The 26,630-nt window shown below is 71.9% G+C and carries 16 protein-coding genes; 9 read left to right on the top strand and 7 right to left on the bottom strand.

The features are described 5' to 3' along the window. Window positions 1–413: 413 nt before the first annotated feature. Window positions 414–1,931, top strand: coding sequence for a CehA/McbA family metallohydrolase (locus ACMA1D_RS06420; protein WP_414722895.1), 1,518 nt, complete (start codon window positions 414–416; stop codon window positions 1,929–1,931). Between the two features lie 219 nt (window positions 1,932–2,150). On the opposite strand, the gene ACMA1D_RS06415 is transcribed toward ACMA1D_RS06420, so the two are convergent. Further along, on the bottom strand, window positions 2,151–3,794 hold the full coding sequence (locus ACMA1D_RS06415) for an APC family permease (RefSeq protein ID WP_414722894.1): 1,644 nt from the start codon (window positions 3,792–3,794) through the stop codon (window positions 2,151–2,153). Window positions 3,795–4,966: 1,172 nt separating this feature from the next. On the opposite strand from ACMA1D_RS06415, the gene ACMA1D_RS06410 reads away from it, so the two are divergent. After that, the gene (locus tag ACMA1D_RS06410; RefSeq protein WP_414722893.1) at window positions 4,967–7,837 is read left to right on the top strand and encodes a BTAD domain-containing putative transcriptional regulator; all 2,871 of its coding nucleotides are present in this window, start codon (window positions 4,967–4,969) and stop codon (window positions 7,835–7,837) included. A 71-nt stretch (window positions 7,838–7,908) separates the two neighbouring features. On the opposite strand, the gene ACMA1D_RS06405 is transcribed toward ACMA1D_RS06410, so the two are convergent. From ACMA1D_RS06405 to ACMA1D_RS06395, 3 genes are all read right to left on the bottom strand, one after another. Continuing rightward, window positions 7,909–8,958: a hypothetical protein gene (locus ACMA1D_RS06405; RefSeq protein WP_414722892.1), complete on the bottom strand. Its 1,050-nt coding sequence runs from the start codon at window positions 8,956–8,958 to the stop codon at window positions 7,909–7,911. 188 nt (window positions 8,959–9,146) lie between these two features. Next, a complete protein-coding gene (locus tag ACMA1D_RS06400) occupies window positions 9,147–9,620 on the bottom strand; it encodes a hypothetical protein (protein WP_414722891.1) in 474 nt (157 codons plus the stop codon). Then, window positions 9,613–10,116 carry a hypothetical protein gene (locus tag ACMA1D_RS06395; RefSeq protein WP_414722890.1) on the bottom strand — a complete coding sequence of 168 codons (504 nt, stop codon included), beginning with the start codon at window positions 10,114–10,116 and terminating at the stop codon, window positions 9,613–9,615. Before ACMA1D_RS06395 ends, ACMA1D_RS06400 begins: the two co-directional genes overlap by 8 nt. A 1,359-nt stretch (window positions 10,117–11,475) precedes the next feature. Between ACMA1D_RS06395 and ACMA1D_RS06390 the strand changes: the two genes are divergently transcribed. The 3 genes from ACMA1D_RS06390 to ACMA1D_RS06380 all read left to right on the top strand — a co-directional run bounded on the left by ACMA1D_RS06390 (window position 11,476) and on the right by ACMA1D_RS06380 (window position 15,266). Then, entirely contained in the window at window positions 11,476–14,397 is a 2,922-nt protein-coding gene (locus ACMA1D_RS06390; protein ID WP_414722889.1) for a BTAD domain-containing putative transcriptional regulator, read from the top strand. Window positions 14,398–14,619: 222 nt separating this feature from the next. Further along, complete coding sequence (locus ACMA1D_RS06385) at window positions 14,620–14,865, top strand: hypothetical protein (protein WP_414722888.1); 246 nt, start codon at window positions 14,620–14,622, stop codon at window positions 14,863–14,865. A gap of 215 nt (window positions 14,866–15,080) precedes the next feature. After that, window positions 15,081–15,266: a hypothetical protein gene (locus ACMA1D_RS06380; protein WP_414722887.1), complete on the top strand. Its 186-nt coding sequence runs from the start codon at window positions 15,081–15,083 to the stop codon at window positions 15,264–15,266. 128 nt (window positions 15,267–15,394) lie between these two features. On the opposite strand, the gene ACMA1D_RS06375 is transcribed toward ACMA1D_RS06380, so the two are convergent. After that, a complete protein-coding gene (locus ACMA1D_RS06375; RefSeq protein WP_414722886.1) occupies window positions 15,395–16,015 on the bottom strand; it encodes a hypothetical protein in 621 nt (206 codons plus the stop codon). Between the two features lie 364 nt (window positions 16,016–16,379). Between ACMA1D_RS06375 and ACMA1D_RS06370 the strand changes: the two genes are divergently transcribed. Beyond that, window positions 16,380–17,570 carry a hypothetical protein gene (locus ACMA1D_RS06370; RefSeq protein ID WP_414722885.1) on the top strand — a complete coding sequence of 397 codons (1,191 nt, stop codon included), beginning with the start codon at window positions 16,380–16,382 and terminating at the stop codon, window positions 17,568–17,570. Between the two features lie 267 nt (window positions 17,571–17,837). On the opposite strand, the gene ACMA1D_RS06365 is transcribed toward ACMA1D_RS06370, so the two are convergent. Beyond that, on the bottom strand, window positions 17,838–20,141 hold the full coding sequence (locus ACMA1D_RS06365) for a PQQ-binding-like beta-propeller repeat protein (RefSeq protein ID WP_414722884.1): 2,304 nt from the start codon (window positions 20,139–20,141) through the stop codon (window positions 17,838–17,840). A 448-nt stretch (window positions 20,142–20,589) separates the two neighbouring features. Continuing rightward, a complete protein-coding gene (locus ACMA1D_RS06360) occupies window positions 20,590–21,690 on the bottom strand; it encodes a LacI family DNA-binding transcriptional regulator (protein ID WP_414722883.1) in 1,101 nt (366 codons plus the stop codon). A gap of 359 nt (window positions 21,691–22,049) precedes the next feature. Between ACMA1D_RS06360 and hisC the strand changes: the two genes are divergently transcribed. The 3 genes from hisC (at window position 22,050) to cydB (ending at window position 26,545) form a co-directional block, all read left to right on the top strand. Next, window positions 22,050–23,135 (top strand): histidinol-phosphate transaminase, encoded by a 1,086-nt coding sequence (gene hisC / locus ACMA1D_RS06355; RefSeq protein ID WP_414722882.1) that lies wholly within the window; start codon window positions 22,050–22,052, stop codon window positions 23,133–23,135. A 769-nt stretch (window positions 23,136–23,904) separates the two neighbouring features. Then, window positions 23,905–25,515 (top strand): cytochrome ubiquinol oxidase subunit I, encoded by a 1,611-nt coding sequence (locus tag ACMA1D_RS06350; protein WP_414722881.1) that lies wholly within the window; start codon window positions 23,905–23,907, stop codon window positions 25,513–25,515. 25 nt (window positions 25,516–25,540) lie between these two features. Then, window positions 25,541–26,545 (top strand): cytochrome d ubiquinol oxidase subunit II, encoded by a 1,005-nt coding sequence (gene cydB, locus ACMA1D_RS06345; RefSeq protein ID WP_414722880.1) that lies wholly within the window; start codon window positions 25,541–25,543, stop codon window positions 26,543–26,545. Window positions 26,546–26,630: the final 85 nt, after the last annotated feature.

Below are 26,630 nucleotides of genomic sequence, written 5' to 3'. Positions count from 1 at the left end.
CGCGTACAACGGTTGTCACACGGCCGGTCACGGCCCGGGACGCCACCGCTCCCGGACGCCGCGACCGCTGGTCACGGCTGCCGTCCGGCGGCCGTGGGCACGGGCTGAGTACGGGCCGGGGAGCGGGCCGGGAGCGGCCGGGCAAGACGGTCCCGGGGGCCGAGGCCGATGGTGTGGACGGCGGCGCGGCGCCCACGCAATCGGCCACCCGAACGGGTGAAAACGGGTGGCTCGGGTCACGGCGGGGTTGTGTACGGGCCCTGCCGCGGCCGGGCCCCGTAGGACGAGCGGGCCCACCGGGCCCACGGGACGGGCACGGCGTGTACGGGCGGCAAGCCGCCCGGGGACGGCGACCCAGCAAGACCGCAAGAACAGCAGGGACAGCAGGGACAGCGAAGACGAGGGGGACCGCAATGGACCGTCGGGCACTACTGAAGATGTCGGCCGCCACGGGCGCGGCGGGCGCGCTGACGCTGGGCACCGTGACGTTCGCGCACGCGGCCGACGGGCGCGGCGAAGAGACCCGCAAGGTCACCGGCGAACTACCGCCAGGCTCCCCCGACTTCGTCTACCTTCCGTTGGAAATCCCGCACGGCGTCCGCGAAATACACGTCGCGTACGGGTACGACCGGCCCAGCGTGCCCCCCGGCACCCAGGGGAACGCGTGCGACATCGGCATCTTCGACGAGCGCGGCACCGAACTCGGCGGACGCGGCTTCCGCGGCTGGTCCGGCGGGTTCCGCACGGAGTTCACGATCAGCGCGGAACAGGCCACCCCGGGCTATCTGCCGGGCCCGGTCGGCGCCGGCACCTGGCACGTCGTGCTCGGCCCGTACACGGTGGCACCGGCCGGGCTGCACTACGAGGTGACGATCACCCTGCGGTACGGGGCGCGCGGGCGCACCCCGCGGCCGGAGTACCCGCCACAGCGCGCCAAGGGGCGGGGCCGCGCCTGGTACCGGGGCGACAGCCACCTGCACACGGTCCACTCGGACGGCAGGCGCACCCCGGCCGAAGTGGCCGCAGCCGCCCGCGAAGCCGGGCTCGACTTCATCACCACCACCGAGCACAACACCAGCTCGGGACATGCCGCCTGGGCCGGGCTGTGGGGCGATGACCTGCTGGTGCTGGCCGGCGAAGAGGTCACAACGCGCAACGGCCACGTGCTCGCGATCGGCGTGGACCCGGGCACGTTCATCGACTGGCGGTACCGGGCGCGGGACAACGCGTTCGGCCGGTTCGCCCGCAAGATCCGGCAGGCCGACGGCCTGGTCGTGCCGGCCCACCCGCACGCCACCTGCATCGGCTGCAACTGGAAGTTCGGCTTCAACGAGGCGGACGCCGTAGAGGTGTGGAACGGCCCGTTCACGCCCGACGACGAGGTGTCGATCGCCGAGTGGGACAACACGCTGGTCGCCGCGGTCCGCGGCGGCAAGCCGTGGCTGCCGGCCCTGGGGAACAGCGACGCCCACCGCGACGGCCAGACGGTGGGGCTGCCCCAGACGGTCGTCCTCGCCGAGGACCTGTCCCGCCCCGCGATCCTCGCCGGCATCAGGGCCGGCCACAGTTGGATAGCGGAGTCCGCGGCGATCGACCTGACCTTCACCGCGCTCGACGGCCGCGGCCGACACGCGGGCATCGGCGGCCGGCTGGCCGCGGCACGCAACGAGCAGGTCACCGCCCGCCTGGAGATATCCGGCGCCCCGGCGGGCGGTACCGTGCGCTTCCTCACCGACCAGGGCCAACTCTTCGCCACGGCCACGCCCACCGGCGGCTCCGGCGTGATCGAGTGGCGCACCACCCCCTCGTACGCGGCCTACGTCAGGGCCGAGATCCGACACGCCCCACCGGCCGACGGCCCCACGGACGTCCCCGGCCCGATGGCCGCCATGACCAACCCGATCTTCCTGGGGGCGCGGGGCGAGGGGTGAGGTAGGGAGGGGTGGGTTGGGGTGGGGAGCGGTGGGGTGGGTTGGTTGGGGTGGGGAGTGGGGTGAGCGTGCCCGGGTGGGGCGGCTGTTGAGGCGGGGGTGGGGTGGGCTGGGGTTGGGTTGGGTTGGTTGGGGTGGGCTGGGGTGGGGCGAGGGTGGGAGGGGAGGGGGAGGGGGAGGGGGAGCCCCCCAGATCCCCAGCCCCCTCACTCCTCGGCCTCACTCCTCCACCACCAGCGCCCCCGTCGTCCGTGTCAGGGTCTCGCCGCGGAAGAAGGCCGGGTTGCGGTGGTGCATGACGGTCATCAGCAGGGCGCCCAGGGCGAGTAGTCCCACCCCGATGGCGAAGACGCTGCCGACGCCGAAGAGGGAGCTTCCGCTTCCGTATGCCGGGTCGCTCATGTCGTACAGCGTCTTGCCGAAGACGGCGGCGAGCAGCACGCCGCCGACGGCCGGCGCGATGCCCTTGAACAGCAGGGCGCGGGCGTTGCCGCGCAGTTCGTGGCGGAAGTACCAGGTGCAGGCGAAGGCGGTGAGCGAGTAGTAGAAGCAGATCATGAGGCCGAGCGCGTAGATCGTGTCGATGAGGACGTTCTCGCTGACCAGGCTCATCACGGCGTAGAAGAGGCCGGTGGCCACGCCCGCGGCGACGGTCGCCAGGGTGGGGGTGCGGTGGAGCGGGTGGACCCGGGCCAGGGCGGCCGGCAGCGCCTGGTACGTGCTCATCGCCAGGACGGTGCGGGCCACCGGGATGAACGTGGTCTGGAGGCTGGCCGCGGCCGAGGCCAGCACGGCGACGAACAGCAGCACGCCGAGGCCCGGGCCGAGGACGGGGTCGGCGAGGGCGGCGAAGACGTTGTCCGCGGTGTCCGGGTTGCCGAGCCCGGTGCCGCGGTCGCCGACACCGGCGAACATCTGCGCGGCGACGGCGGTCAGCAGGTACGAGCCGACGAGTACGACCATCGCCAGCAGTGCCGCCCTGCCCGGTGTGCGGTCGCTGCCTGAGGTTTCCTCGTTGACGGTCAGGCAGGCGTCCCAGCCCCAGAACATGAAGATGGAGAGCGAGAGCCCCGCGGTGAAGGTGGCGAAGGACGGCACCGCGAACGGGTTCAGCCAGCTCCACGAGAAGCCGATCGACCCGGCCACGTCACCGCTGCGCGCCTTGCCGATGGCCAGGGCCACGAACAGCACGAGCACCACCAGTTGCAGTCCGACCAGCGCGTACTGCACGCCCTTGGTCGCGGTCATGCCGCGGTAGCTGACGGCGGTGGCGAGGGCGATGAAGACGAGACAGGTGAGGACGTGTACGGCCGTGTTGTCGTCCAGGTCGGCGACGGCCGGGCTGCCGGTCACCTCGCCGAGCAGCAGGTACCAGAAGGAGGTGGCGACGCCGGCGAGGTTGGAGAGCACGATGATCGTGGCGATCACCAGCCCCCAACCGCACATCCAGCCGACCCGGGGCCCGAACGCCTTGACCGTCCAGGTGAAGGAGGTGCCGCAGTCCGGGACGGAGCGGTTGAGCTCCCGGTAGGCGAAGGCGACGAGCAGCATCGGTAGGAATCCGGCCAGGAAGACGGCGGGCATCTGGAGCCCGACCTCGCCGACGGTGGGGCCGAGGGTGGACGTCAGGCAGTAGACCGGGGCCACGGTCGACACCCCGATGACGGCATTGCCCAACAGGCCGACGGAACCACCGCCAAGGCCCTTGCCCCGCACCCCCGGCGACCGGCCGCCGACCGCATCGGGCTCGGTGCGGGGCGCGCCAGCCGCACCCGTACCGGCCGGCGCCCCACCGGCCCCACCCGCACGCGCCCCGCCATCCCCGGCCGTGTCCCCACCGGCCGCTCCCGTGGCCCCGCTCACGCGGCCAGTCCCGGGAACGGCGGCAGCGGCGACAGGCACGGCGGGGCTGGCGGGGGCGACGCGGTTGCCGGAGGCGGCAGGGCCGTCGGGGACGGCAGGGCCGTCGGGGACGGCAGGGCCGTCGGGGACGGCGCGGCTACCGGAGGCGGCGCGGCTGCCAGGAGCCGCGGGGCTGCCGGGAGCCGCGGGGCTATCGGAAGCGGCGCGGCTGCCGGGAGCCGCAATTCCCCCGCGTGCCGAACCGTGGCGAGCCGGTGACGGCTCGCTCGCCGCCACGCTCCGTACCGTGTCTCCGGCCTGGGGCCGGGGGCCTTTCTCAACCATGAACAGGACGTTAAGTCGTGCTGTTTCCGTAGCAGGAAGATCAATTCCCGAAGGGAAGACCTTAGTTGAGCAGCCACTCAGCCCTCACCACCAGCGAAAATACGGCGTGCGACCAGCAGAGCCTGACGATCCAAGACGATGCGCGACTTCTCCCCTACTACGGGAAACGCACCTCCGCCCCGTTTATCCGTATTCCAAAATTTCCCACCACCGACCGCCCGGACACCCACCCGCCCGCCGACACCCAACCCCACACCGCACGCCCCCCACGCCCCCACGACCCACACACCCCCACTCCCCCGCCCCCAGAACACCCCACGACACGCCCATGGCCCATTTCCACCTCGCCGCGGCCGACTGCGCACCCGAACCGCCCCAACCCCACCAGACGGCACCAGACCGGGCCGAGGAGGCCCCTATGGATCGCTACTAGCAGCTACTGACCGCTACAAAGGGTCGCGGCAGCATCAACTGCACCATCAAGAACAGTCGTCACAACAGGAGAGGCCGTCCGACCGTGCGCATCGAGCCATGGTCGGGTGTCAGGGGCAGCAGTCCCCGACTATTCCGCTCTGACGGACGGCCAAAGAAGGCAAACTGACTGGCGCTGCGCTGGTCTATGCCTGGGGAGGGAAGACATGGCGGGTGAAGGTCGGTCGCGGGAGGGAGAGGGCGGGACACCGCGTACGGAGCAGGAGGGGGCGTCGGTCGGTACCGGCGATTCCGTACGGGCCGAACGCCCGCACGGGGTTGCGGAACGTTCGCCCGAAGCTGCCGGATCGTCCGCTGGCAACCCCTCTGAGCTGCGGTTCTGTGTACTGGGTCCGGTACGGGTGTGCCGTCGGGGCGTGACGCTCGACGTGGGGTCACCGCAGCGACGCGCACTGCTCGCCGCGCTGTTGCTGCGCCGCGGACGTACGGCGACGGCCCCGGAGTTGATCGACGACCTGTGGGGTGCGCAGCCGCCGGATGCCGCGGTGGCCGCGCTGCGCAACCATGCGTCGCGGCTGCGCAAGTCGTTCGGGGCGGATGCGGAGGTGCTGGTCAGCGAGTCGGGCGGCTATGCGATGCAGGTGCCGGCCGGGGCGCTCGACCTGGGGCAGGCCGAGGAGTTGCGCACCCAGGCCGACCTGGCACGGACCAGCGGCGACCTGCCGCGCGCCAAGGCCCTGTTCCAGCAGGCCCTGGAGCTGTGGCACGGCGAGACGCTGGCCGGGGTGCCGGGGCCGTACGCCACCGCGCAGCGCCGGCGGCTTGAGGAGTGGCGCATCGGCCTGCTGGAGAGCCGGCTCGAACTGGACCTGACGACGGGCCATCCGGCGGACTGTGTCGCCGAGTTGACCTCGCTCACGGCCACCCATCCGCTGCGCGAGCGGCTGCGCGAACTGTTGATGCTGGCGCTGTACCGCAGCGGGCGGCAGGCCGAGGCGCTCGCCGTGTACGCGGACACCAGGCGGCTGCTCGCCGATGAGTTGGGCGTCGACCCGCGCTCGGAGTTGTCCACGTTGCAGCAGCAGATCCTCAAGGGTGATCCGGCACTGAACCCGCCGGCCCGGTCCAGCGCCGGGACCGCGCGCAGCCCGGTGGTGCGGCCGGCCCAATTGCCGGCGGCCGTCGCGGACTTCACCGGGCGCACCCGGCTGGTGGCGGAGCTTGCGGGACATCTGGGTTCGGCCGCGGCGCCGGCGACCGCGGTCGCTGCCGTGGCGGGGATAGGCGGCGTGGGCAAGACCACGCTGGCGGTGCACGTGGCGCACACCGCCCGGCACCTCTTCCCCGACGGCCAGCTCTACGTCGACCTCCAGGGCGCCGGCCCCGGGGCTGCCGAGCCCGAGGTGGTGCTCGGCTCGTTCCTGCGCGCCCTCGGCGTGCCGTACGAGGCGATTCCGGACGGGGTGGAGGAGCGCGCGGCGCTGTACCGGAGCACGCTGGCCGGCCGCCGGGTCCTCGCGCTGCTGGACAATGCGCGGGACGCGGGGCAGGTCAGGGCGTTGTTGCCGGGCGCGGAGGGGTGTGCGGCGCTGGTGACCAGCCGTACCCAGATCACGCTGGACGGTGCGTTGTTGGTCAATTTGGACGTCACGACGCCGGCGGAGTCGCTCACGCTGTTCACCCGGATCGTGGGGCACCGGCGGGTGGGCGGTGAGCACCAGGCAGCCGCGTCGGTGGTGGCCGCCTGTGGGCATCTGCCGCTGGCCATTCGGATCGCCGCCGCCCGGTTGGCCACCCGGCGGCACTGGACCGTGGCGACGCTGGCCGGGAAACTCGCCGACGAGCGGCACCGGCTGGACGAGTTGCGGGTGGGCGACCTGGCCGTGACCGCGTGTTTCGAGCTCGGGTACGCCCAACTGGACGCGGCGCAGGCGCGCGCGTTCTGCCTGCTCGGGCTGCCGGACGCGCCGGACATCTCGCTGCCGGCCGCCGCCGCCCTGCTGGACCTGGCGGCGCCCGAGGCGGAGGACGTCATCGAATCGCTGGTCGACGCCTCCCTGCTGGAGACCCCGACGCCGGGCCGCTACCGCTTCCACGACCTGGTCCGCCTCTACGCGCGCGCCCGCGCCGAATCCGACCACCCACCGGCCGCCCGGGAAGCGGCGCTCTCCCGGCTGCTCGACTTCTATCTGGCGACGGCGATGGGGGTGTACGCGCTGAGTCGGCCGGGGGACCGGGTGGTGGATCACCTGGAGCCCACGCACCGCGAAGGGCTGTCGTTCGACACCCGGGAGGACGCCCTGGACTGGCTCTTCACCGAATCGGAAGGTCTGCTCGCCGCCGTGCAGCAGGCGGCGGACGGGGCGGGCCGGCGCCGGGCCATCGACATCCTGGTCATCGTCAAGGACCTCGTCGAGTCGGGGGCCGCTGCCCGGGCCTATTTGGAGGCGGTGTTGGCCTGCCGGGACGCGGCGGCCGTGGCGGGCGACAGCCGGATGGCCGGGCGGGCCTGCATGATGCTGGCGCACTGCTACCGGTTGTCGAACCGGTTGGACGAGTCGGACGAGCAGGCGCGGCTGGCCCTGGAGCTGGCCCGCAGCGCGGGTGATCCCGTGCCGCTGTGCGAGGGGCACACCGACCGGGGAATCGTGGCGCTGATCCAGCACCGGCATGCCGATGCGGAGGAGCATTTCGTGGCGGCGTTGGCTGCCTTCCGCGCCGCGGGCAACGACTCCGGGGTGGCGAACGTGCTGAGCAATGTGTCCCGGGTGTACGCCGCCACGGGGCGGGCGGAGGACGCGGTCGCGTTGTCGGCCGAGTCCATCGCCCTCCACGAGCGGCTCGGGGTGGCGCTCCGGGTGGCCAACAGTTGGTACGGCATGGGTGTGGTGCTGGCGCAGACGGGGCGCCATGACGAGGCGGCGACCTACTTCAACCTCGCCCTGGAGTGCTTTCGGAGCAATCGTCAGCACCTGTGGGAGGGGTCGACGCACGCCCGCCTCGCGGAGGTGTGTCTGGCACAGCACGAACCGGACCAGGCCGTTCACCACGCGGAACGCGCTCTTGAGCTCCGCTGTATCGGGGGCGAGTTACGGCGGGCCACCACGCTCACCACGCTCGGGCGGGCGCTTTCGGCGTTGGGGCAGGTCGACCGGGCGCGGGTGTGCTGGAGTGAGGCGCTCGCCGTGCACGAAAGGCTCGACGCGCCCGAACAGCACGACGTACGAGCCCTCTTGGCCGAGTCCCTCCTGCGCACTCCCGCGCGTCCGGCCGCCCTGCCGACCTGATGCGGCCGGACCGTCCCCCTGCGGGCAGGCCCGCCCCACTGCGGGCGGGCCGTGCCGCTGCGGCCCCGCGGTCAGCTCGCCTGGGCCGCCGCCTCCGGTACCGCGCACAGTGCGGGGGCGGGCGGCGGTCCGGCGGGGGCGGTGCCGCCCTCCTCCTCGTACTGCCGGGCCAGGTAGCCCGCCTGGAAGCGGCTGTCGGCGCCGAAGTCGTCCATCAGGTGGGCGATGCGCCGGCGGCAGGTGCGCAGGGATATGCCGAGGCGGCGCGCTATGACCTCGTCCTTGGCGCCGGTGGCCAGCAGCCTGGTGATCGCGGAGTCGATGCCCCTGGAGATCTCGCGCTCGCGGCTTCCTTGGTGCATTCCGGCGAAGGGTTCCGCGGTCATCCAGAAGATGTCGAAGACGGTCGACAGGTAGCGGGCGAGGGCCGCGTTCCGGACGACGACGGACAGTTCGGCGTCGTCGGGGCCGGGGAGGACGGCCTGCGAGCGGTCGATGACGATCATCCGCGGCGGGAGGACGTCGAGCGTGCGGACCTCGGCGCCGGCGGCGCAGAGGTCGGCGACGCCTTGCTTGGTGATGCTGCTGTACCGCGTGCTGTGCTGGCACAGCGTGCGCTGGCCCACGCCGCGGCCGAGCAGTTCCAGGTACTTGGGCAGGCCGCGGTCGGCCTCTTCCTGGGTGCGGATGCCGAAGGGTTGGATGACGCAGGCTTCGACCTGGCACACCTCGGTCATCTCGCTGATCATCTTGTGTAGCAGCTCGGCGTCGTCCACCACCTCCACCCCTTCCGCCGGGTCCTGGCCCATGGCGGCCTCCAAGTGGACGGGCATGAAGGCTTCGATGGCGGCGCGCTGCACCGCGAGTCGGGACTGTTCCGCGCGCAGCGAGTGCTCCCGCGGGCCGACCCGCTCGGCCGCCGCGGTCTGCGGGTTGATGGCCACCAGGCGGGTGTGGGCGATGGACTGCCTGCGCAGGAGGCCGAGTTCGCGTAACTGGCTCACCGCGGATGCGGCCTCTTCGTCGGACACCTGGAGCAACTGCGCCGCGTGCAGCGGCTCGACTCCTCCCTCGCGCACGGCGTGCTGGTAGAGCCGCATCGTCGTCGTGCTGTGGGTCACGCCCGGTTGGTTCGGCCTCATGACTCCCCTCCGCGTCAGCCCCCGTCTTCCACCAGGGTGACGCACGACGCTAACCGTCCGATAAGCGAATGCCGTACGCGGGGTGGTCGCCGTCGCGCGCTGCCGGCGGCAGGGGGCGTGCGGCGGCTCGTCGGCCGTGGCGAATTGCGCGTACTGACCCGGTACGGCTAGCTGCGGCGGGTGCCCGGGGCGTGGTGGCGGAGGTCGCATTCCGCGGCGTAGTACAGGTACACGTCGCGATAAACGCCGGCCCGGAACACGTGGCCGCGTAGCGTGCCCACTTCTTGGAATCCGCAGTCGAGTAGGGCCGGAAGGCTCGTGTCCGTGCTGCACGAGGTGGCCGTGAATGACGTGGTGTCCGCGGTCGCCCGTAAATGGGAGAGGAGTGCGTGCAGTGCGGCGCTGTCGTCCGCCGCGACCGCCACCTGCGATTGGCGTGGATTGGCGGGATTGGGCGCGCTTCCCAGGAGCGTCCCGCTCTCGGCGACGCAGAGCGCGGCGTCCATCTGGGTGAGCCGGTGGAGCATCCATTGATCGTGCTGGGTCGTTGGTTCGAGGCCGAGGAATCCGTTGCCGGAGTCGGGTAGTCGGCGCAGTCGGTGAATGCCGTCGGCCAGGTCGACCGGGGTGAGGTCAGCCATCCGCGACCAGCCCCCACATCTCCCGCTCCACCTCGTCCCCCGCGTACCGGCAGCCGCGCGGGACGACCGCTTCCCAGGCGAATCCGGCGGCGCGCAGCAGCGCCAGCGGCGGGCCGGCCGCCGGCGTCACCCAGCCGTGCAGGCGGCGCAGGTTCAGCACGCGCCGCCCGTGCGTGACGGCCGCCTCGACGAGCTCGGCCAGCAGGTCTTCGGTGTGTTCGCCCCCTGCCCCGTCCCGTGCGGTGTGTTGCGCGCGCTCGCGCGGGCCGATCTCAAGGCGGGCCCGACCGCTGGCCCAATCGATGTCGGTGTAGCGCACGTAGGCCAGGTCGGTGACGACGTAGAGGCGCTCGTCGCGCCGCGCCCACGGGTCGGCGATCCGGTGCGGTTCGGCCGCGTCGGGCCATCCGGCGGGCCTCACCCCAAGGAGCTCACCCGGCAGTCGATATCCCGTGAGCAGCGACACATCGGAACTGCGGTACGCGACGAGCCTCATCAACTGACCTCAACCAATCCAAACAACAGGTATATGCAGCAGGCGCCCCCGTTCCGCCGAGCTTGAACGGGCGACCCCGCGCCGCGCCCATCTCCGCGACGATGGGCGCGGGCGGGTCCCCCGTCCGCCGAGAACCAGTAGGAATACCGGCCCCACACTCGACGGATACCATTCCCCGCGACCCGCCGAGCGCTTCGGAAGTGAGCGTGCCAGGAGTGACAGGGGGCGTCTACACGTGCCGCCCCTCAGCAAAGGGACCGGCACTTTGCGGACACTCCCGCTGGGCAGATGCTTTCAGGGGGAAATGGTTCGGGTCCGGAGCGCGTATACGCCGTATGGGTCCGTGCGCCACCATGCCGTGCACCGCGGCTCGATGGTCGCACTCGCGAACGCTGGCGTCGATGGGGCGAAGCACCCAGTCGACCGCTTTCGGCCGAGGCGCAAGGGCAGTTGGGTACCGCTCCCGGGTTCCCTGCGCCCGTCCGGCGCAAAGGGCAGCAACGACCGGGCCCGGCTCACCACCGTGCCGGGCGCCCCCGCCACATCAGGCACGCGCCACATCAGGCACGCGCCACCTCGCGTACGCGCTTGTCACCTCACATAGGCGCTCGCCGCGCACACACCGACCGACCGCCTCGCGCGCGGCCCGCACCAGACCGCCGCCAGCGGGCCGGCCGCGCCCCCGGTTCCGTGCGCCGCCCGGCAGTGCCTCGCGCGCCGTCCGTGCTGCCGCGCGCCGTGCCCTCTTCGTTCTCCGCTGGCGGTCGGACATCTCGTACGGGTCTCGCACCGGCCCATACCGGCCTCGATTCGGCCCCGTGCATCCCACTCGTACGCCGATCGCGTTTCGGCACGGCGGATCTCGGCCGGTGGATTTGGATTCCACCGGGTGAGCGCCGATATGCAGCAGCGTCAGGCCCGGGCGCTAGCGTTGGCCTCGAACAGCCCGTACCGTGCCGGTACGAGGACCACGGAGCATCTCAGCCGCTGCCGGCGACGGCCCGGACCACCTCTGACATCGCTATCAAGACGGTCAACTGGCTGGAGAACGCCCCTGTCGTACGGCAGCGTCGCGCACTCCGTGAAGGCGAACACCGCCTATGTAATCGAAAGTAGCGGTATATCCCGATCAATACGTGGATGCCGTGGAACTGGCCGATAACCAGGGTGGTTATCGAGCAATCACCGGCGGGAAGTGCGATCCGTTGCCTACTCCGCGCACCGGGGTTGCCCGCTCCGATATTGCGAATCGGCCAACTCTTGTGCGCCCTGTGGAGAGGTCCGGCCCCTACTGACGTGGAGGGGGCCGACAAGGCAAACTGACCGGTGCGAAGCGGAGACACTCGGCAAGGGGAGACCATGGGCGACGATCAGGGGCAGGCGCACCAACTGCGCTTCACCGTGCTCGGGCCCGTCCGGGCCTGGCGCGGCGATGAGCAACTCAATACGGGCTCGCCACAACAACGGGCCCTCCTCGCCGCCCTGCTGCTCCGCGACGGCAGCACCGCCACCGCTCCCGAGCTGGTCGACGGCCTGTGGGGGGACGAGCCGCCGGAGGCCGCCATCGCCACGTTGCGCACCTACGCCTCGCGGCTGCGGAAGTCCTTCGGACCGGACTCCGGCGTGCTGATCAGCGAGTCGGGCGGGTACGCGCTGCGGGTCCCGCCCGACGCCCTCGACCTCGTCCATGCGGAACAGTTGGTCGCCCAGGCGGACAAGGCCCGGGCGAGCGGCGAGCGGGCCGCCGCGCGGGAGTTGCTCGGTCAGGCCCTCGACCTGTGGGACGGCGAATCGCTCGCCAACCTCCCCGGCCCGTTCGCGGACAACCAACGGACCCGGCTCCTTGAGTGGCGCCTGAGCCTGGTCGAGAGCCGTCTCGACCTCGATCTGGAACTCGGCCACCACACCGACACCATCTCCGAACTCACCGCCCTGACGGCTGCTCACCCGCTGCGCGAGCGGCTGCGCGAGCTGTTGATGTTGGCGCTCTACCGCAGCGGGCGGCAGGCGGAGGCGCTCGCCGTCTACACCGACACCCGCAACCTGCTCGCCGAGGAACTCGGTGTGGACCCGCGGCCCGAGCTGTCCGAGCTCCAGCGCCGAATCCTCCAGGCGGACGTCAAGCTCAACGCCATGGCGTTCGACGCGCCTGCTGCCGAGCGGCCCGCCACCGTCCGCCCCGCCCAGTTGCCCGCCACGGTGGCCGACTTCACCGGGCGCGCGGCCTTCGTCACCGAGCTCAGTGACCAACTCGCCACCGCGGAGGGCCGCGTCATGGCGGTCTCCGCCGTGGCGGGCATCGGCGGCGTCGGCAAGACCACCCTGGCCGTGCACGTGGCACACGCCGCCAGGGCGCACTTCCCCGACGGCCAGCTCTACATCGACCTTCAGGGCGCGGGGCCCACCGCGGCGGAACCGGAAGCCGTCCTCGGCTCCTTCCTCCGCGCCCTGGGCACCCCGGACTCGGCCATTCCGGACACCCTGGAGGACCGGGCCGCGCTCTACCGCTCCACGCTGGCCGGCCGCAAGGTCCTCACGCTGCTCGACAACGCCAGGGACGCCGCCCAGGTCCGCCCGCTGCTGCCGGGCGCCGAGGGGTGTGCGGCGCTGATCACCAGCCGGGCCCGGATGATCGACCTGGAGAGCGCGCACCTGGTCGACCTCGACGTCATGAGCCCCGAAGAGGCCCTCATGCTCTTCACCCGCATCGTCGGTGAGGAGCGGGTGACATCGGAGCGCGACGCCGCGATGGACGTGGTGGCCGCCTGCGGCTTCCTGCCGCTGGCCATCCGCATCGCCGCCTCCCGGCTCGCCTCGCGCCGCACCTGGACCGTCTCCGCGCTGGCCCGCAAGCTCGCCGACGAGCGCCGGCGGCTGGACGAGCTGCGCGCCGGCGACCTGGCCGTGAAGGCCACCTTCGAGCTCGGCTACGGACAACTGGAGCCGCAGCAGGCCCGTGCCTTCCGGCTGTTGGGGCTGCCCGACGGCCCCGACATCTCGCTGGCCGCGGCGGCTGCGGTGCTCGACATGCCCCCGGACGACGCCGAGGAGCTGCTGGAGTCCCTGGTGGACGCGTCGCTGTTGGAGTCCGCAGCGCCGGGGCGGTACCGCTACCACGACCTGGTGCGCCTGTTCGCCCGCGCCTGCGCGGAGCGCGACGAGCAGCCGCCTTCCGAACGCACCGCGGCCATGTCCCGGCTGCTGGACTTCTACCTGGCCACGGCGGCCCGGGTGTACGCCATCGAGCGGCCGGGGGACCGCGTGGTGGACCACCTGGCGCCGACCACGTACGCCGGGTTGGACTTCCCGGACCGCGAGTCGGCGCTCGACTGGCTGTTCGTGGAGGCGACGTGCATCCTGGCCACGACGCGCCAACTCGCCACGGACGGTGCGCTGCGGCGCTCCGTCGACCTGCTCCAGGCCACCCGCGACCTGGCCGAGTCGGGCGCCCACTCGCACCAGTACCTCCAGGTGGCCATGGCGCTGCTCCAGGCGGCGCAGGAGGCGGAGGACACCCGGGCCGAGGGCCGTGCCCGTACGGTGCTGACGTTCGCGCACAGCCTGTCCGGCCGCTTCGACCGGGCGGACGAGGAGGCCAAGCACGCGATGTTGCTCGGGCTCGCCGCTGATGACCCGGTGCCCAACGGACAGGCGGCCAACGAGCGCGGCATCATCGCGATCTACCAGAGCCGGAACGACGACGCCGAGGCGTATCTGACCCGCGCCCTCGACGCGTTCCGGGCCGATGAGAACCGGCCCGGCGAGGCGAGCGCGCTGTGCAACCTCTCGCGCGTCCACGTCTCCTTGGGCCACACCGAGTTGGCCGTCCAGCTCGCCGAGCGTGCCCTGACGATCTATCGACAGCTCGGGGTCACCTTCCGCCTCGCCAACGGGCTGTACGCCTATGGCCTCGCGCTGCGCCACGCCGGCCAACTGGACATGGCCCGGGTTCAGTTCACCGATGCGCTCGCGGTCTTTCGGGAGAATCGGCAGCGGCTTTGGGAAGGCATGACGCTGTATCGCCTCGCCGAGGTCCACCTCGCGGCGGGCCAGGCCGCGCAGGCAGCCACCCATGCGGAACAAGCACTTTCGTATTTGCGGGGCATCGGCGGCGAATGGCGTCGCGGAAATGTACTGACGGTATTGGGTCAGTCACTTGACGCCATTGGGCAGTCAGGTCGCGCCCAAGCCTGCTGGAACGAAGCCCTCGGGATCTTTGAACAGTTGGGCGCCGCAGAAACGGATGCCGTGCGTCAACTTCTCACTCCGGCCGCCGCATAGTTCAGCGTACAACCTCCTACGCTGGCCGTTCATCGAACGTTTATCACTCCACGGCAGTCTCAGTGACGTCGATCCGTCGCGTCGGGGGGCAGGCGGGTCGATCAGGAAGCCACACCGTTATGGTGAACGGCCCTGAATGCCCGTCCAGCCGCCCTCGGGGGAGTGGCTGGGCGGGCACTTCTGACCCCTTTCACTGCACGACTAACGGAGGGCCCGAGCACCATGACTGACCAGCAGACTGTCCCAGCACAGCCACAGCCGGAGACCGTCGCCGACGCGGAGATCGTCACCGTCGACGGGCACGCGACCACGGCGCCGATACGGACCAAGCGGCCGAAGACCACCACCCAGCCGCAGGACGGGCACGCCACCGGCGCCAATGCGGCCCCGCTGGGTGACGGTCACGCCACCGGCGCCACCGCGGTCGCCCTGCGCGATGGGCACGCCACGTCCGAGCCGCGGGACTAACCAAGCCATAAGGACGTCCCCTCCGGGGGATAACCGCAGGGACCGGCATCGTCGGCACGGAGGGGGAGCCGCCGCGGCCGGTCCCTGCACGCATAGGCGCCCTAACAACATCAGGCCAAGGTACGGACAACTTCAGGCCGCTTGATCTACTAAGCGCACACCCGTCATTACGTTCTTGTCACGAAGAGCCATTAACCCCCGCTTAAGGAGCTCCCATGAATGACATCCGAAAGGTATGTGCAGCCGTCGCGATAGCGGCAGCCGCGGTTCTCTTCGCCGGTTCCTCCGCCGTGGCGGACGGCCACTCCACCACCTTTCCGGCAGATGGCCATGTGACGGGAGCCCAGTCCCATGACGCCCAGGCGGGCCCGGCGACACCACAGGACGGCCACGCGCTTTAAGAGCAAGCAACAAGACGACGGTGGGGGCTACCGCTACGGGTAGCCCCCACCGTCGTTTTCGTGACGAATTAGCAATTCCGTTTCAATGACGGACCGTTCGCTTTCCGATACGAATCGGAGTGGCGCCACTAACTCTTGTACTTCGAAGCACTGACCACCCGGCACGTGTAGTACGTCCGCTCCGTGAAGGTGTAGTAGCTCGTCATCGTGACCGTCTGGGACTGGCCCGGGGCGACCTTCACGCGCTCGTAGTCGCTGCCCATCAGGGTGCCGCCGGTGCTCTTCTCCCAGCGGACGGTGAGGGAGTAGTCGTAGGTGGTGGTGGACGCCGGGTTGCGGACGGTGACGTCGTACTGGAGTTGCTTGGTCGCCTCGTCGTAGCGGCAGTTGCTGCCGGTGGTCTCGTTGGTGACGTTCGCCTCGAAGGAGGGCTCGGTGGGGGTCGACGAGGTCGAGGACGACGAGGAGGAGGTGGACGACGAGTAGCTGCCGGAGCTCGGGGTGTAGTCGTCGTCGTAGGTGGTGCCGCCCGATGAGGTGCTGGTGCCGGTGCTGGTGCCGGTCGAGGTCGAGTCGGTGCCGGAGGAGCCGCCGGTGACGAAGCCGCCGTTGGACGAGGACGAACTGCTGCTGCTGCCGCCGCTGTCGTCGCAGCCCCCGCCGCCGCTGCGGCGGGCCCCCGTCAGGGCGACGAAGACGACGGCGACCATGGCCACCACCTGGAGATGGCGACGACGACGTGTGTGCATGAAATACCCCCGTGGAAAAGACTGATTCAAGCCAATGACGCGCTGCTTGACGAGCGCACGACAGCTTAAGGCAAGACCGAGGTGGCGCCGCCCGCTCCGAGCGGGCCCTGCCGCGGGGCGGCGGGCCCGGCCGGTGGCAGGGGCGAATCCGGCCGCGGATGCCGGCGGGTCGTCGCAGGGCGACGCGTCCGGCGGGAGCCGGGCCGCTCGAACGTCCGTGGCGGATCTACATTCCACCACGCCACAGGGGGCACATTGGTTCCCTTCTCGCCCCTTGGTTGTTGTCTTCACCAACTCCCCCCGCATCGTTACCGAGCGTGTCCCTCGCGTGGCAGGAGTGGCGGGACGGGCGTAGCGTCGGGTGGTGAGGGCGCTGACGCGACAGGACGAGGAGTCGAAGATGGTCCGCAACGTCTTCGGGAGCCTCATCGCTCTCATCGGAGCGACGGCCGTCGTCTGGAGCCCCTTCCGTGCCTGGTACGACGGCCGTCACGGTCGCGATGTACGCATCGACGACCTGTTCACCGGGTGGGACGGCGGGCCCGACACCGACGTGGCCCTGCTCCGCTCGTTGTTGCTGCCGATGCTCTGCGCCGCGTTGTTCGCCCTGCTCGGTCTGGCGCTGCGAGTACGGCTGTTGGTCGCGTTGGCCGGCCTCGTGGCGCTGGGCTTCACGGTGTTGTGGATGGTCAGGCAGGGGCAGGCCGCCGGCAACCTGGTGGTGGACGGCGAGGGCAACGGCCTGGGCGTCGGAGTCGCCGGTGCGCTGGGTGGCTCGATCCTGCTGTTGATCGCCGCACCGCTGATGACCAAACGCCCCACCCGCCGCGTCGATGGCGCACCACGACCGGTGCCGCGCGACGACGTCCGTACCCACGGCGCCCACGACGCCCGCGCCGCCTTCCACGGCCGCTACGACGGGGCCCCGGGCCCCGCGACGGCGTACGGAGCCGCTGACCCGTACGGGCGCGGCGTGGCAGGGACGTACGGCGCGGCGCAGGGGCACGGGTCGTACGGGGGCGGTACGGCGGTGGGCGGCGGGGCGACAGCGGGCGGCAGTACGGCGTGGGGTGGCGGGCGCGCGGCCCCTGCCCCGGCTTTCCCCGCCTCCCCCGGTGCCGGGGCCAGGCCGGGTACCGGTCCCACCCCCCAGGTGACCTGGCCCGCGGCGCCCGAGGCCGAGCGGCTGGACAAGACGATCGAGATGCCGCCGGTGACGGAGGAGACGCAGGCGGCGGAGGTGCGGGCGGACGGCACGCGGCCGGACGGGGGCCCGGCGCCGGGAGCAGGCGCCGACGGGGCGCGGCCCACCGCGGAGTCAGCCCCTCCCCCATCGACGGCCAGCCCCGCGGAGGCGACCACTCCGCCCCCTGCGGCGGCCAGTCCCGCGGACACCGGCCCGGCGGGCGTCGCCCCGGACGGGGCCGACCCGGCGCAGACCGGCCCTTCACGGGCCAGGCCCGCGGAGCCCGGCCGCGCGGACGCAGTCCCGCCGGAGTCGGACCTGGAGCGGACCGTTCCGCAGCCGGTCCACCGCGACGAGGACACCACCTGACGCGGCCCCGGCGCGCTCAAGCCCACCTCGCGCACGCGTACGCACGTACCGCCACCGGACCCGAGCGCCGCGGGCTGCAACCCGCCGCCCCGCGCACACCACTCGCGCACACCCACCCCGCGCACGCGTACGCGCGTACCGCTCCCACCCCGCGCACACTCAAGCCCATCCGCAGCCCACGCGCGCGCCCGCTCCCACCGCCCGCCCCCGGCGGCGACCGCTGCGGCCCGGCCATCGGCCCTGCCGCTGCCCGCCGCCCCGTGCGCCCTACTGGCGGGCGGGTGAACGGGAGAGGCCGGTGCCCTTGGCCGCGTCCAGGGCGTAGACGCAGCGGTCCTTGCTACAGGCGTACACGACGCCGGCGACCGCGACCGGCGAGCCGGTGATCTCGCCGCCGGTCGCCAGCTTCCAGCGGAGTTGGCCGCCGGTCGCGTCGACCGTGTACAGGCAGTGGTCGGCCGAGCCGAAGTGGACCCGGCCGTCGGCGACCACCGGGGCCCCGATGACCTCGCCACCTGCGGCGAAGCGCCACTTGGGGGTGCCGGTCACCGCGTCCAGCGTGTACAGCGCGCCGCCGCTGCCCAGGTGCACGGAGCCCGCGGCGACCAGCACCGGTTCCACGGACTGGCGGGGCTCGGTGGCGATCCGCCAGCGGTCCCGGCCGCTCTCGGCGTCCAGCGCGTAGACCGTGCCCAGGTAGTCGGCGATGTAGATGCCGCCGCCCGCGATGGAGGCGCCCGGCGCGTACGCCGGCGGGCTGAGGAAGACGGCCGGGGCTTCGAAGCGCCAGTGCACGGCACCGTGCGCGATGTCGATGGCGAGCACCCGGGTGCCGGCGGCGATGTACGCGACGCCGTCGGGCGCGTGCAGCAGCCTGACCGGTACGCCGCCGCAGGACGCGGCGTCGCCGACCGGGTAGGACCAGCGCTCGACGCCGGTACGGGCCTCCAGGGCGCGCAGCCGCGCGTCCGACCACACGTACACCGTGTCGTCGTGGATGACCGGCCCGGATTCGGGGGTCTCGAAGTCCGTCTGGGCGCCGCTCATCTCCCACAGGAGTTCGCCGTTGGCGGCCTCCCACGCCTGCACGCCGCCGCCGCGGGTGCCGGTGACGACGGTGCCGCGGTCCACCGAGAGCGAGTAGACCCAGCCCTCGGTGGCCAGCCGCCAGCGCTCGGCGCCGTCGGTGGCGTCCAGCGCGTAGAGCGTGGTGCCGTCGGAGGCGTGGATACGGCCGCCGGAGACGGCCATGGCCCAGGCGACGTCGCGGGTCCGGAAGACCCGCCGGCCGGTGCCGGTGTCCAGCGCGTGCACCTCGAAGGAGGTGACGTACAGCAGGTCGCCGGCGACCGCCGGGGTGCCCCACACGTCGTTGGACATCCGGAACCGCCACGGGCGCCAGCGGCCCTGGCCGCCGGCCTGGTCGGGGCCGCCGTCGCCGTCGCCCACCGGGTGCGGTGCGTGGCCGGTGCCCGCGCCCGGGCCGTGGCCGGTGGCGGATTGGGCGGGGCCGGCCACATGGCCGCCGGGCGAGCCGCCGTGGCCGACGCCCGGGCCGCCGCTGGGCGGGCGGACCCAGCCGGTCGCGGGGCCGGTCTCGGGCGCGGGTCTGCCGTTCCTGGCGTCGGCCGCGCGCGGGCCGGGGCCGATCGGCACCTGGGAGCCCGGCAGCCGCAGCGAGCCGTCCGGGCCCTCGGCGACCGCGGGCCCGGTGCCGCCCGCAGCGCCCGCGCCCAGCGGGCCGTGCGGGGCCGGTGGCGCGACGGAGGCCGCGGCCGACGGCGGCGAGGACAGCGGGGGCTGGGCGGGGAGCTGGCCGCCGGGGCCCGGGCCGGTCGAGATCGGCGCGGGGGTGATCGGCGGGGGCGGCGCGGAGGGCGGCAGGGCGGCCGACGGCGGCGGCCCGACGCCCGCGGTGTTCGGCGCCGCGTGGGCCGCCTGGCCCGGCTGGCCCGGCTGAGCGGCGGTGCCCGGTGCCGGTGGGGTGGTCGGATGCGGCGCCGCGGGCGGGCGCGGGGCGGCCTGACCGGGGGCGTACGACTGGGGGGTGCTCGGCTGCTGGGTGGCGGCCTGTGAGGCGGACGCCGGGCGGGGGGCGGACGCAGGGCCGGACGCGGTCGGGGGCCGGTGCGCCCGGGGCGGATGTGCCTCGGGCGCGGGATGCGTCGGGTGCGCGTGGGGCGGCCGGGCCGCGGCCTGGGGCCCGTTCTGCTGCCCGGTCGGCGGCTTCTGCTGCGCCGCCGGCGGCGCGTAGGACTGCGGCGCGCGCTGCGTGGGTGCCCGGTGTTCGCGCTGGTCCTGCCGTACGGGCGCGGGCTGGGCCGGGCCCTGCGCGGGCACTGCGGCCTGCGGTCCCGCGCTGAGCGGCCGTACCCGCGGGGTCGTGCCCACGTGCGTCATGCGGAGCGTGGGCGCGGTCGGCGCGAGCCCGCCGGAACCGTCGGGCCCCTCCTGGCCGGACCCGCGTCCGGCCGCGGTGCCGGGCCGCTCGGTGCCGTGTTCGGCCTGGTGGCCGGTGGCGGGGTGGGCCGGCGCGGCAGGCGCGGCCTGGGGCGCGACGGGGGGCGCCACTGGGGGAACCGGGTGCTCTGCCTCGCCCAGCTCGGGTCGAGCGTCGTGCCCCGCATCCGGATGCGAAGACGTGGTCCGTGCCGTGGGTCCCTGACCGGCCCCCTGAGTCATCGACCCCTCCACCATCGCGCCGCCGTGCACCTTCTGGACCTTGCCTGGTCGACGGGGGTCCGCGGTGTCGTCCGCCCATCATAGGAATGACCGTCGGGGGTTGTGACGCACCAGGGGTCGCGAAACGGCCCGAGCGCAGGGTTCGCCGGGCATTTCTCCCGAATTGGCCGCTTGGCAGGGGCGCATTACACCGTAACGAACGGCCACCGGCCGTGTGGATGACGGGTCGGGCGCCCCGGCGAAGCCGGCGGTGACGGCGGTCAGTGGGGCATGGGGCGTAGGCGCGGAGCGCGCGGTGCTCGCGAGAGCGACGGGGTGGCGCGTTGCGCCCCGGCGCTCAGGTGCTCGCGGGTCCGCGCGGGGCGCTCACGGTGGTACGGGGCGGACGCCGTTGGGACGAGGCCCGCACGATGAGCTCGGTCGGTATCACCTGCTCGACCGGGCCACCGCCGTCGACGCCTTCGATGGCGTCGATCAGCAGTTGGACGACGGCGGTACCGATCCGACGGGGTTTCAGGGAGAGGGTGGTGATCGGCGGGTCGGTGCTGGTGTACACGCTGGATTCGCTACAGCACACGAGCAGCAGGTCGTCGGGGACCCGCAGCCCGTAGCGGCGGGCCGCGGCGAGCAGGTCGGTGCCGTTGGGGTCGAAGAGGCCGTAGACCGCGTCCGGCCGGTCGGGCCTGGCCAACAGTCGGTCGGCGGCGACGGCCCCCGCACAGGGGTCGTGCGCCGGGTACTCCTCGTACACCGGGTCCTGGCCCACGCGCTCGCACCAGGAGAGGTAGGCGGAGGTGGAGAGCCGGGTGTAGGTGTCCGTGGTGGTGCCGGTGAGCAGGCCGATGCGTCGGGCGCCGGCCTCGGCGAGGTGGTCGAGCAGACCGCACACGGCGGCCTGGTGGTCGTTGTCCACCCAGGCGGTCACCGGGACCGAGCTGGCGGGACGGCCGTCGGAGACGACCGGGATCCCGTGGCGTACCAGCTCGGCCACGACCGGGTCCTGATCGGACGGGTCGATGACCACGGTGCCGTCCAGCGCCACGTTGGACCACACGTCGTGGCGCGAGGTGGCGGGCAGGATGACGAGGGCGTAGCCGCGGGCCAGCGCGGCGGAGGTGGCCGCGCGGGCCATCTCGGCGAAGTAGGCGAACTCGGTGAAGGTGAAAGGTTCATCCCCGTACGTGGTGACCGTCAGGCCGATGAGACCTGACTTGCCGGTACGGAGCGTGCGGGCCGCGGCGGAGGGGCGGTAGCCCAGCCGGTCGGCGACCTCGCGGACGTGGCGGCGGGTGGCATCCGGTAGCCGTCCCTTGCCGTTGAGCGCGTCGGAGACGGTCGTGATCGAGACCCCGGCTGCGGCGGCCACGTCCCGGATGCCCGCTCGCCCCAACCGGCGGCCGGTCGACCGGCTCACCTGGTGCTTCCCTGCTGCTGTCATGGCGTGCCGATAGTAGGGCTCGAAGGGTGCGTTCGGAGGAATCGGCAGGCCCCTGTCAACAGGCACGATTCTGCATGAGCCATTCCCGGTAAAAACCTTAAAATGCAAGGTAGTTGGCCGATCCGCGGCGACTCTGCATGGTGGTGTGGTGGTCGCGCCTGCTGCTTGCCTTATGTTTCGGAGAGGTCTCAACTCACTCTGATGGGTGACGCGCGCCACGGCGCCCGCCACCGGCGCACACTGAGACGAAGAGCGCTCCCCATGGTCTTTACGGCGACCCGGGGAATCCTCATAAGGTAAGCAGTATTGCTTTTCTGTTGCTGACTGCTGTGCTCGGGATGGTCTGAGGAGGATCTGCGGTGTCTGAGAAGAGCCCCAAGCTGCGTGCTGCGCTCGATGGCGTGCCGACCTACAAGCCGGGCAAGCCGGCTGCTGCGCGCGAGGGCGGCGGGACGACGTACAAGTTGTCCTCGAACGAGAACCCCTACCCGCCGCTGCCCGGGGTCCTGGAGCAGGCGGTGCAGGCCGCCGGCGCCCTCAACCGCTACCCCGACCTGGCGTGCAGCGGGCTGATGGCCGAGCTCTCCACCCGGTTCGACGTGCCGATCGAGCACCTGGCCACCGGCACCGGCTCGGTGGGCGTGGCCCAGCAGCTCGTCCAGTCGACGGCGGGGCCGGGCGACGAGGTCATCTTCGCTTGGCGCTCCTTCGAGGCGTACCCGATCATCACGCAGGTCTCCGGCGCGACCGCGGTACCGGTGCCGCTGACCACAGGCGAGGTGCACGACCTTAGCGCGATGCTCGCCGCGATCACCGAGCGGACCCGACTGATATTCGTCTGCAACCCCAACAACCCCACCGGCACCGTGGTGCGCCGCGCGGAGCTGGAGCGCTTCCTCGACGCGGTGCCCTCCGACATCCTGATCGTGCTGGATGAGGCGTACCGCGAGTTCATCCGCGACGAGGACGTCCCCGACGGCCTCGACCTCTACCGCAGCCGCCCCAACGTGTGCGTGCTGCGCACCTTCTCCAAGGCGTACGGGCTGGCCGGGCTGCGGGTCGGCTTCGCGGTCGGCCACGAGCCGGTGGCCGCCGCGCTGCGCAAGACGGCGGTGCCGTTCGGCGTGACGCAGGTGGCGCAGGAGGCGGCCATCGCCTCGCTGCGCAGCGAGGACGCGCTGCGCGAGCGGGTGGACGCGCTGGTCATGGAGCGGGCTCGGGTGTACGAGGCGCTGGTCGGCCAGGGCTGGACCGTTCCCGAGTCGCACGGCAACTTCGTCTGGCTGCGGCTCGGTGAGCGCACCGCCGACTTCGCGGCGGCCTGTGAGCGTGCCGGCGTCGTGGTGCGGCCGTTCGTGGGCGAGGGCGTGCGGATCACCATCGGTGAGACTGAGGCCAACGACATCTTCCTGGCGGCGGCGGAGTCCTTCCGCAAGGAGCTCTAGGCCACACGCCGCCGGCCCCCGGGGGCGTACCGGGCCCGGGCCGGGGCGGTGGTCGTGGCGCGCCGTCGTGCGGTGGCGCGGCGAGGACGCGCAGCGGTGGGGGCGGCAGTACGGGATGAGGGCGCGGCTTCTGCCGCGCCCTTTTCGCGTTGCTGTGTGGGGGTGGCCCGCCGGTGCGTGCCGTGCGCCGTGCGGGAGGTTCCGCGAGCCCGTGGCCGCGGGTGGCCCGGTCGTCTGCTCATCCGGCGTTCGGTCCTCGCGGCATCGGCATCGGCATCGGCGTCGGCGTCGACAACGGCATCGGCGGCGGCGTGCCGCGGCGCGTGGCCCGGCGCGGGGGTGCTGGCGATGCGCCGGTACGCGGAGTGGGCTTCGCCACAGGTGGGCCGCGGCCGGCGGGTGGCGGGCGGGGGCGGGGTGGGCGCAGCAGTGGCCGATCGCTTGCCGCAGGGTGGTGGTGCGGGCCGCCGCGGCGTACGGGGTGTGGCGCCGGCGGGGGCGAAGTCCCTGCTGGTGGTGGCCGGTTGGGCGGAGTGTGGGGCGCCGTGCGGGGGTGCTTGCAGCCACTTGGCCGGCGGTCGATGGGGTGCCCGGGGGACGGCTCGGGAGGGGCACCCCCCGGTGGGAGGGAGGGAAAGCATGTGCGTCATAATTCTTTGTGAATGTGAACGCGTTCACAAGCGCGCCCGGTGCATCCCGCTTTGCGGGTGATCAATGGGGCAGATCGCCTCTGCGGTGCGCGGCTCAGCAAGACGGCAAGGAGTACGACGTGGATCTGGCCCTGGCCCCAGAGACCCTGGCCCGCTGGCAATTCGGCATCACGACCGTCTACCACTACCTCTTTGTTCCGCTGACGATCAGCCTCGCCGCCTTCACGGCCGGTCTGGAGACCGCCTGGATCCGGACGGGCAAGGAGAAGTACTTCCACGCGACGAAGTTCTGGGGAAAGCTCTTCCTGATCAACATCGCGATGGGGGTCGTCACCGGCATCGTGCAGGAGTTCCAGTTCGGCATGAACTGGTCGGACTACTCCCGCTTCGTCGGTGACGTCTTCGGTGCCCCGCTCGCGATGGAGGCGCTGATCGCCTTCTTCTTCGAGTCCACCTTCATCGGCCTGTGGATCTTCGGCTGGGACAAGCTGCCGAGAAAGCTCCACTGCGCCTGCATCTGGATCGTCGCGGTCGGCACGACGCTGTCCGCGTACTTCATCCTGGCCGCCAACTCGTGGATGCAGCACCCCGTCGGCTACACCATCAACAAGACGACGGGCAAGGCCGAGCTGACCGACATCTGGGCCGTGCTGACCCAGAACACCACCCTGGTCGTCGTCTTCCACACGCTCACCGCCGCTTTCCTCACCGGTGCCGCCTTCGTGATCGGCATCGCCTCGTACCACCTGCTGCGTGCCAAGCGGGCGCAGGACCGGGGCGAGGAGTTGCCGGCCAAGCAGCGGCGGCAGGTCGGGGCGATGCGTGCGTCGCTGCGGGCCGCGCTGGTCATCGCCGTGATCGCGGGGCTCGGTACGGCGCTCAGCGGTGACCGGCTGGGCAAGGTGATGTTCGAGCAGCAGCCGATGAAGATGGCCGCGGCCGAGGCGCTGTGGGAGACGGAGGCGCCGGCCCCGTTCTCGGTCTTCGCGATCGGCGATGTGAGCCAGGGCCACAACAGCGTCGAGTTCAGTGTCCCCGGGATACTCTCCTTCCTCGCACACGACAACTTCTCGTCCTCCGTGCCAGGCATCAACGACATCGCCGAACGGGAAGCGAAGCTCTACGGCGGCGAGCCCGAGGACTACATCCCCAGCATCTTCATGACCTTCTGGGGCTTCCGCCTCATGATCGGGTTCGGGATGGTCTCCTTCGCGGCCGGGGTCATCGGCCTGTGGACCACCCGCCAGAAGCGATGGCTGGCACCGGAGAAGCAGACCGGTGAGGACGAGGTGCCGCGGCTGATGCTCACCAAGAACCGAGAGCTGAGCCCCTTCTTCACCACCTGGTCCTGGCGGATCGGCATCCTCACCATGGGCTTCCCGCTGATCGCCAACTCCTTCGGCTGGATCTTCACCGAGATGGGCCGCCAACCCTGGGTGGTCTACGGGCTGATGCGCACCAAGGACGCGGTGTCCCCGGGCGTCAGCCAGACCGAAGTGTTGATCTCGATGGGCGTCTTCACCCTGCTCTACGGCGTGCTCGCGGTGATCGAGGTACGGCTGCTCACCAAGTACGCCAAGGCCGGACCCGATGTGGACGAGGCGCCACCGACCAAGGACCCGAAGCTGCGCTTCCCCAAGCCGGGCGGGCCGGGCGGGCCGGGTGGTTCGGCCGCCGGCGGGGACGCCGCGGCCGAGGACGCCGACAAGCCGATGACCTTCGCGTACTGACGACGGCTGGATACGGAGACAGACCATGCACCTCCACGACGTCTGGTTCGTGCTGATTGCCGTCCTGTGGATCGGCTACTTCTTCCTCGAAGGGTTCGACTTCGGCATCGGCGTGCTGACCAAGCTGCTCGCCCGGGACCGCACCGAGCGCCGCGTACTGATCAACACCATCGGCCCGGTCTGGGACGGCAACGAGGTCTGGCTGCTGACCGCGGGCGGCGCCACCTTCGCGGCCTTCCCCGACTGGTACGCCACCTTGTTCAGCGGCTTCTACCTGCCGCTGCTCGCCGTTCTGATCTGCCTCATCGTGCGCGGCGTGGCCTTCGAGTACCGGCACAAGCGCAGTGAGGAGCGGTGGCAGCGCAACTGGGAGCAGGCGATCTTCTGGTGCTCGCTGCTGCCCGCGTTCCTCTGGGGCGCGATCTTCGCCAACCTGGTCCGCGGGGTGCCGATCGGCGCCGACAAGAACTACGCGGGCAACCTGCTGGACCTGATCAACCCGTACGCGCTGCTCGGCGGTCTGACGACGCTGGTGCTCTTCACCTTCCACGGTGCCGTCTTCGCCGCGCTCAAGACGGTGGGCGACATCCGGGCCCGGGCCCGGCGGCTCGCGGGGCAGCTCGGACTGGGCGCTGCGGCGCTGGCAGTGGCGTTCCTGGGCTGGACGCAGGCCGACTCGGGAAGCGTCGGCAGCCTCGTCGTACTGGTCATCGCCGTGCTCGCGATGGTCGGGGCGCTGGTGATGAACGGCCGGGGGCGCGAAGGCTGGTCCTTCGCCCTGTCCGGGGTGACCATCGCGGCGGCGGTGGCGATGCTCTTCGTGGCGCTCTTCCCGAACGTCATGCCCTCCTCGCTGGACCCGGCATGGAACCTGACCGCCGAGAACGCGGCCTCCAGCCCGTACACGCTGAAGATCATGACCTGGGTCGCGGGCGTGATGACCCCCGTGGTCCTGGCCTACCAGGCATGGACGTACTGGGTGTTCCGGCAGCGGATCGGCACCCAGCACATCCCCGTCGACGCGCACTGATGTCCACGCGAGGGAGTGAGTCGATGTTTCACGTGAAACCGAACGGCCCAACGTTTCACGTGAAACGAGCCGGTCGGGTGTTTCA

Source organism: Streptomyces sp. 796.1 (genome assembly GCF_047525675.1).
GTDB lineage: Bacteria > Actinomycetota > Actinomycetes > Streptomycetales > Streptomycetaceae > Streptomyces.
This window is presented reverse-complemented; position numbering and strand designations above follow the sequence as displayed.

What these genes read in the sequence shown, in the direction of transcription:
- ACMA1D_RS06420 (WP_414722895.1), top strand. Translation starts at nt 414, where the DNA reads ATGGACCGTCGGGCACTACTGAAGATGTCGGCCGCCACGGGCGCGGCG.
- ACMA1D_RS06400 (WP_414722891.1), bottom strand. Translation starts at nt 9,620, where the DNA reads ATGGCTGACCTCACCCCGGTCGACCTGGCCGACGGCATTCACCGACTG.
- ACMA1D_RS06395 (WP_414722890.1), bottom strand. Translation starts at nt 10,116, where the DNA reads ATGAGGCTCGTCGCGTACCGCAGTTCCGATGTGTCGCTGCTCACGGGA.
- ACMA1D_RS06390 (WP_414722889.1), top strand. Translation starts at nt 11,476, where the DNA reads ATGGGCGACGATCAGGGGCAGGCGCACCAACTGCGCTTCACCGTGCTC.
- ACMA1D_RS06385 (WP_414722888.1), top strand. Translation starts at nt 14,620, where the DNA reads ATGACTGACCAGCAGACTGTCCCAGCACAGCCACAGCCGGAGACCGTC.
- ACMA1D_RS06380 (WP_414722887.1), top strand. Translation starts at nt 15,081, where the DNA reads ATGAATGACATCCGAAAGGTATGTGCAGCCGTCGCGATAGCGGCAGCC.
- ACMA1D_RS06375 (WP_414722886.1), bottom strand. Translation starts at nt 16,015, where the DNA reads ATGCACACACGTCGTCGTCGCCATCTCCAGGTGGTGGCCATGGTCGCC.
- ACMA1D_RS06360 (WP_414722883.1), bottom strand. Translation starts at nt 21,690, where the DNA reads ATGACAGCAGCAGGGAAGCACCAGGTGAGCCGGTCGACCGGCCGCCGG.
- cydB (WP_414722880.1), top strand. Translation starts at nt 25,541, where the DNA reads ATGCACCTCCACGACGTCTGGTTCGTGCTGATTGCCGTCCTGTGGATC.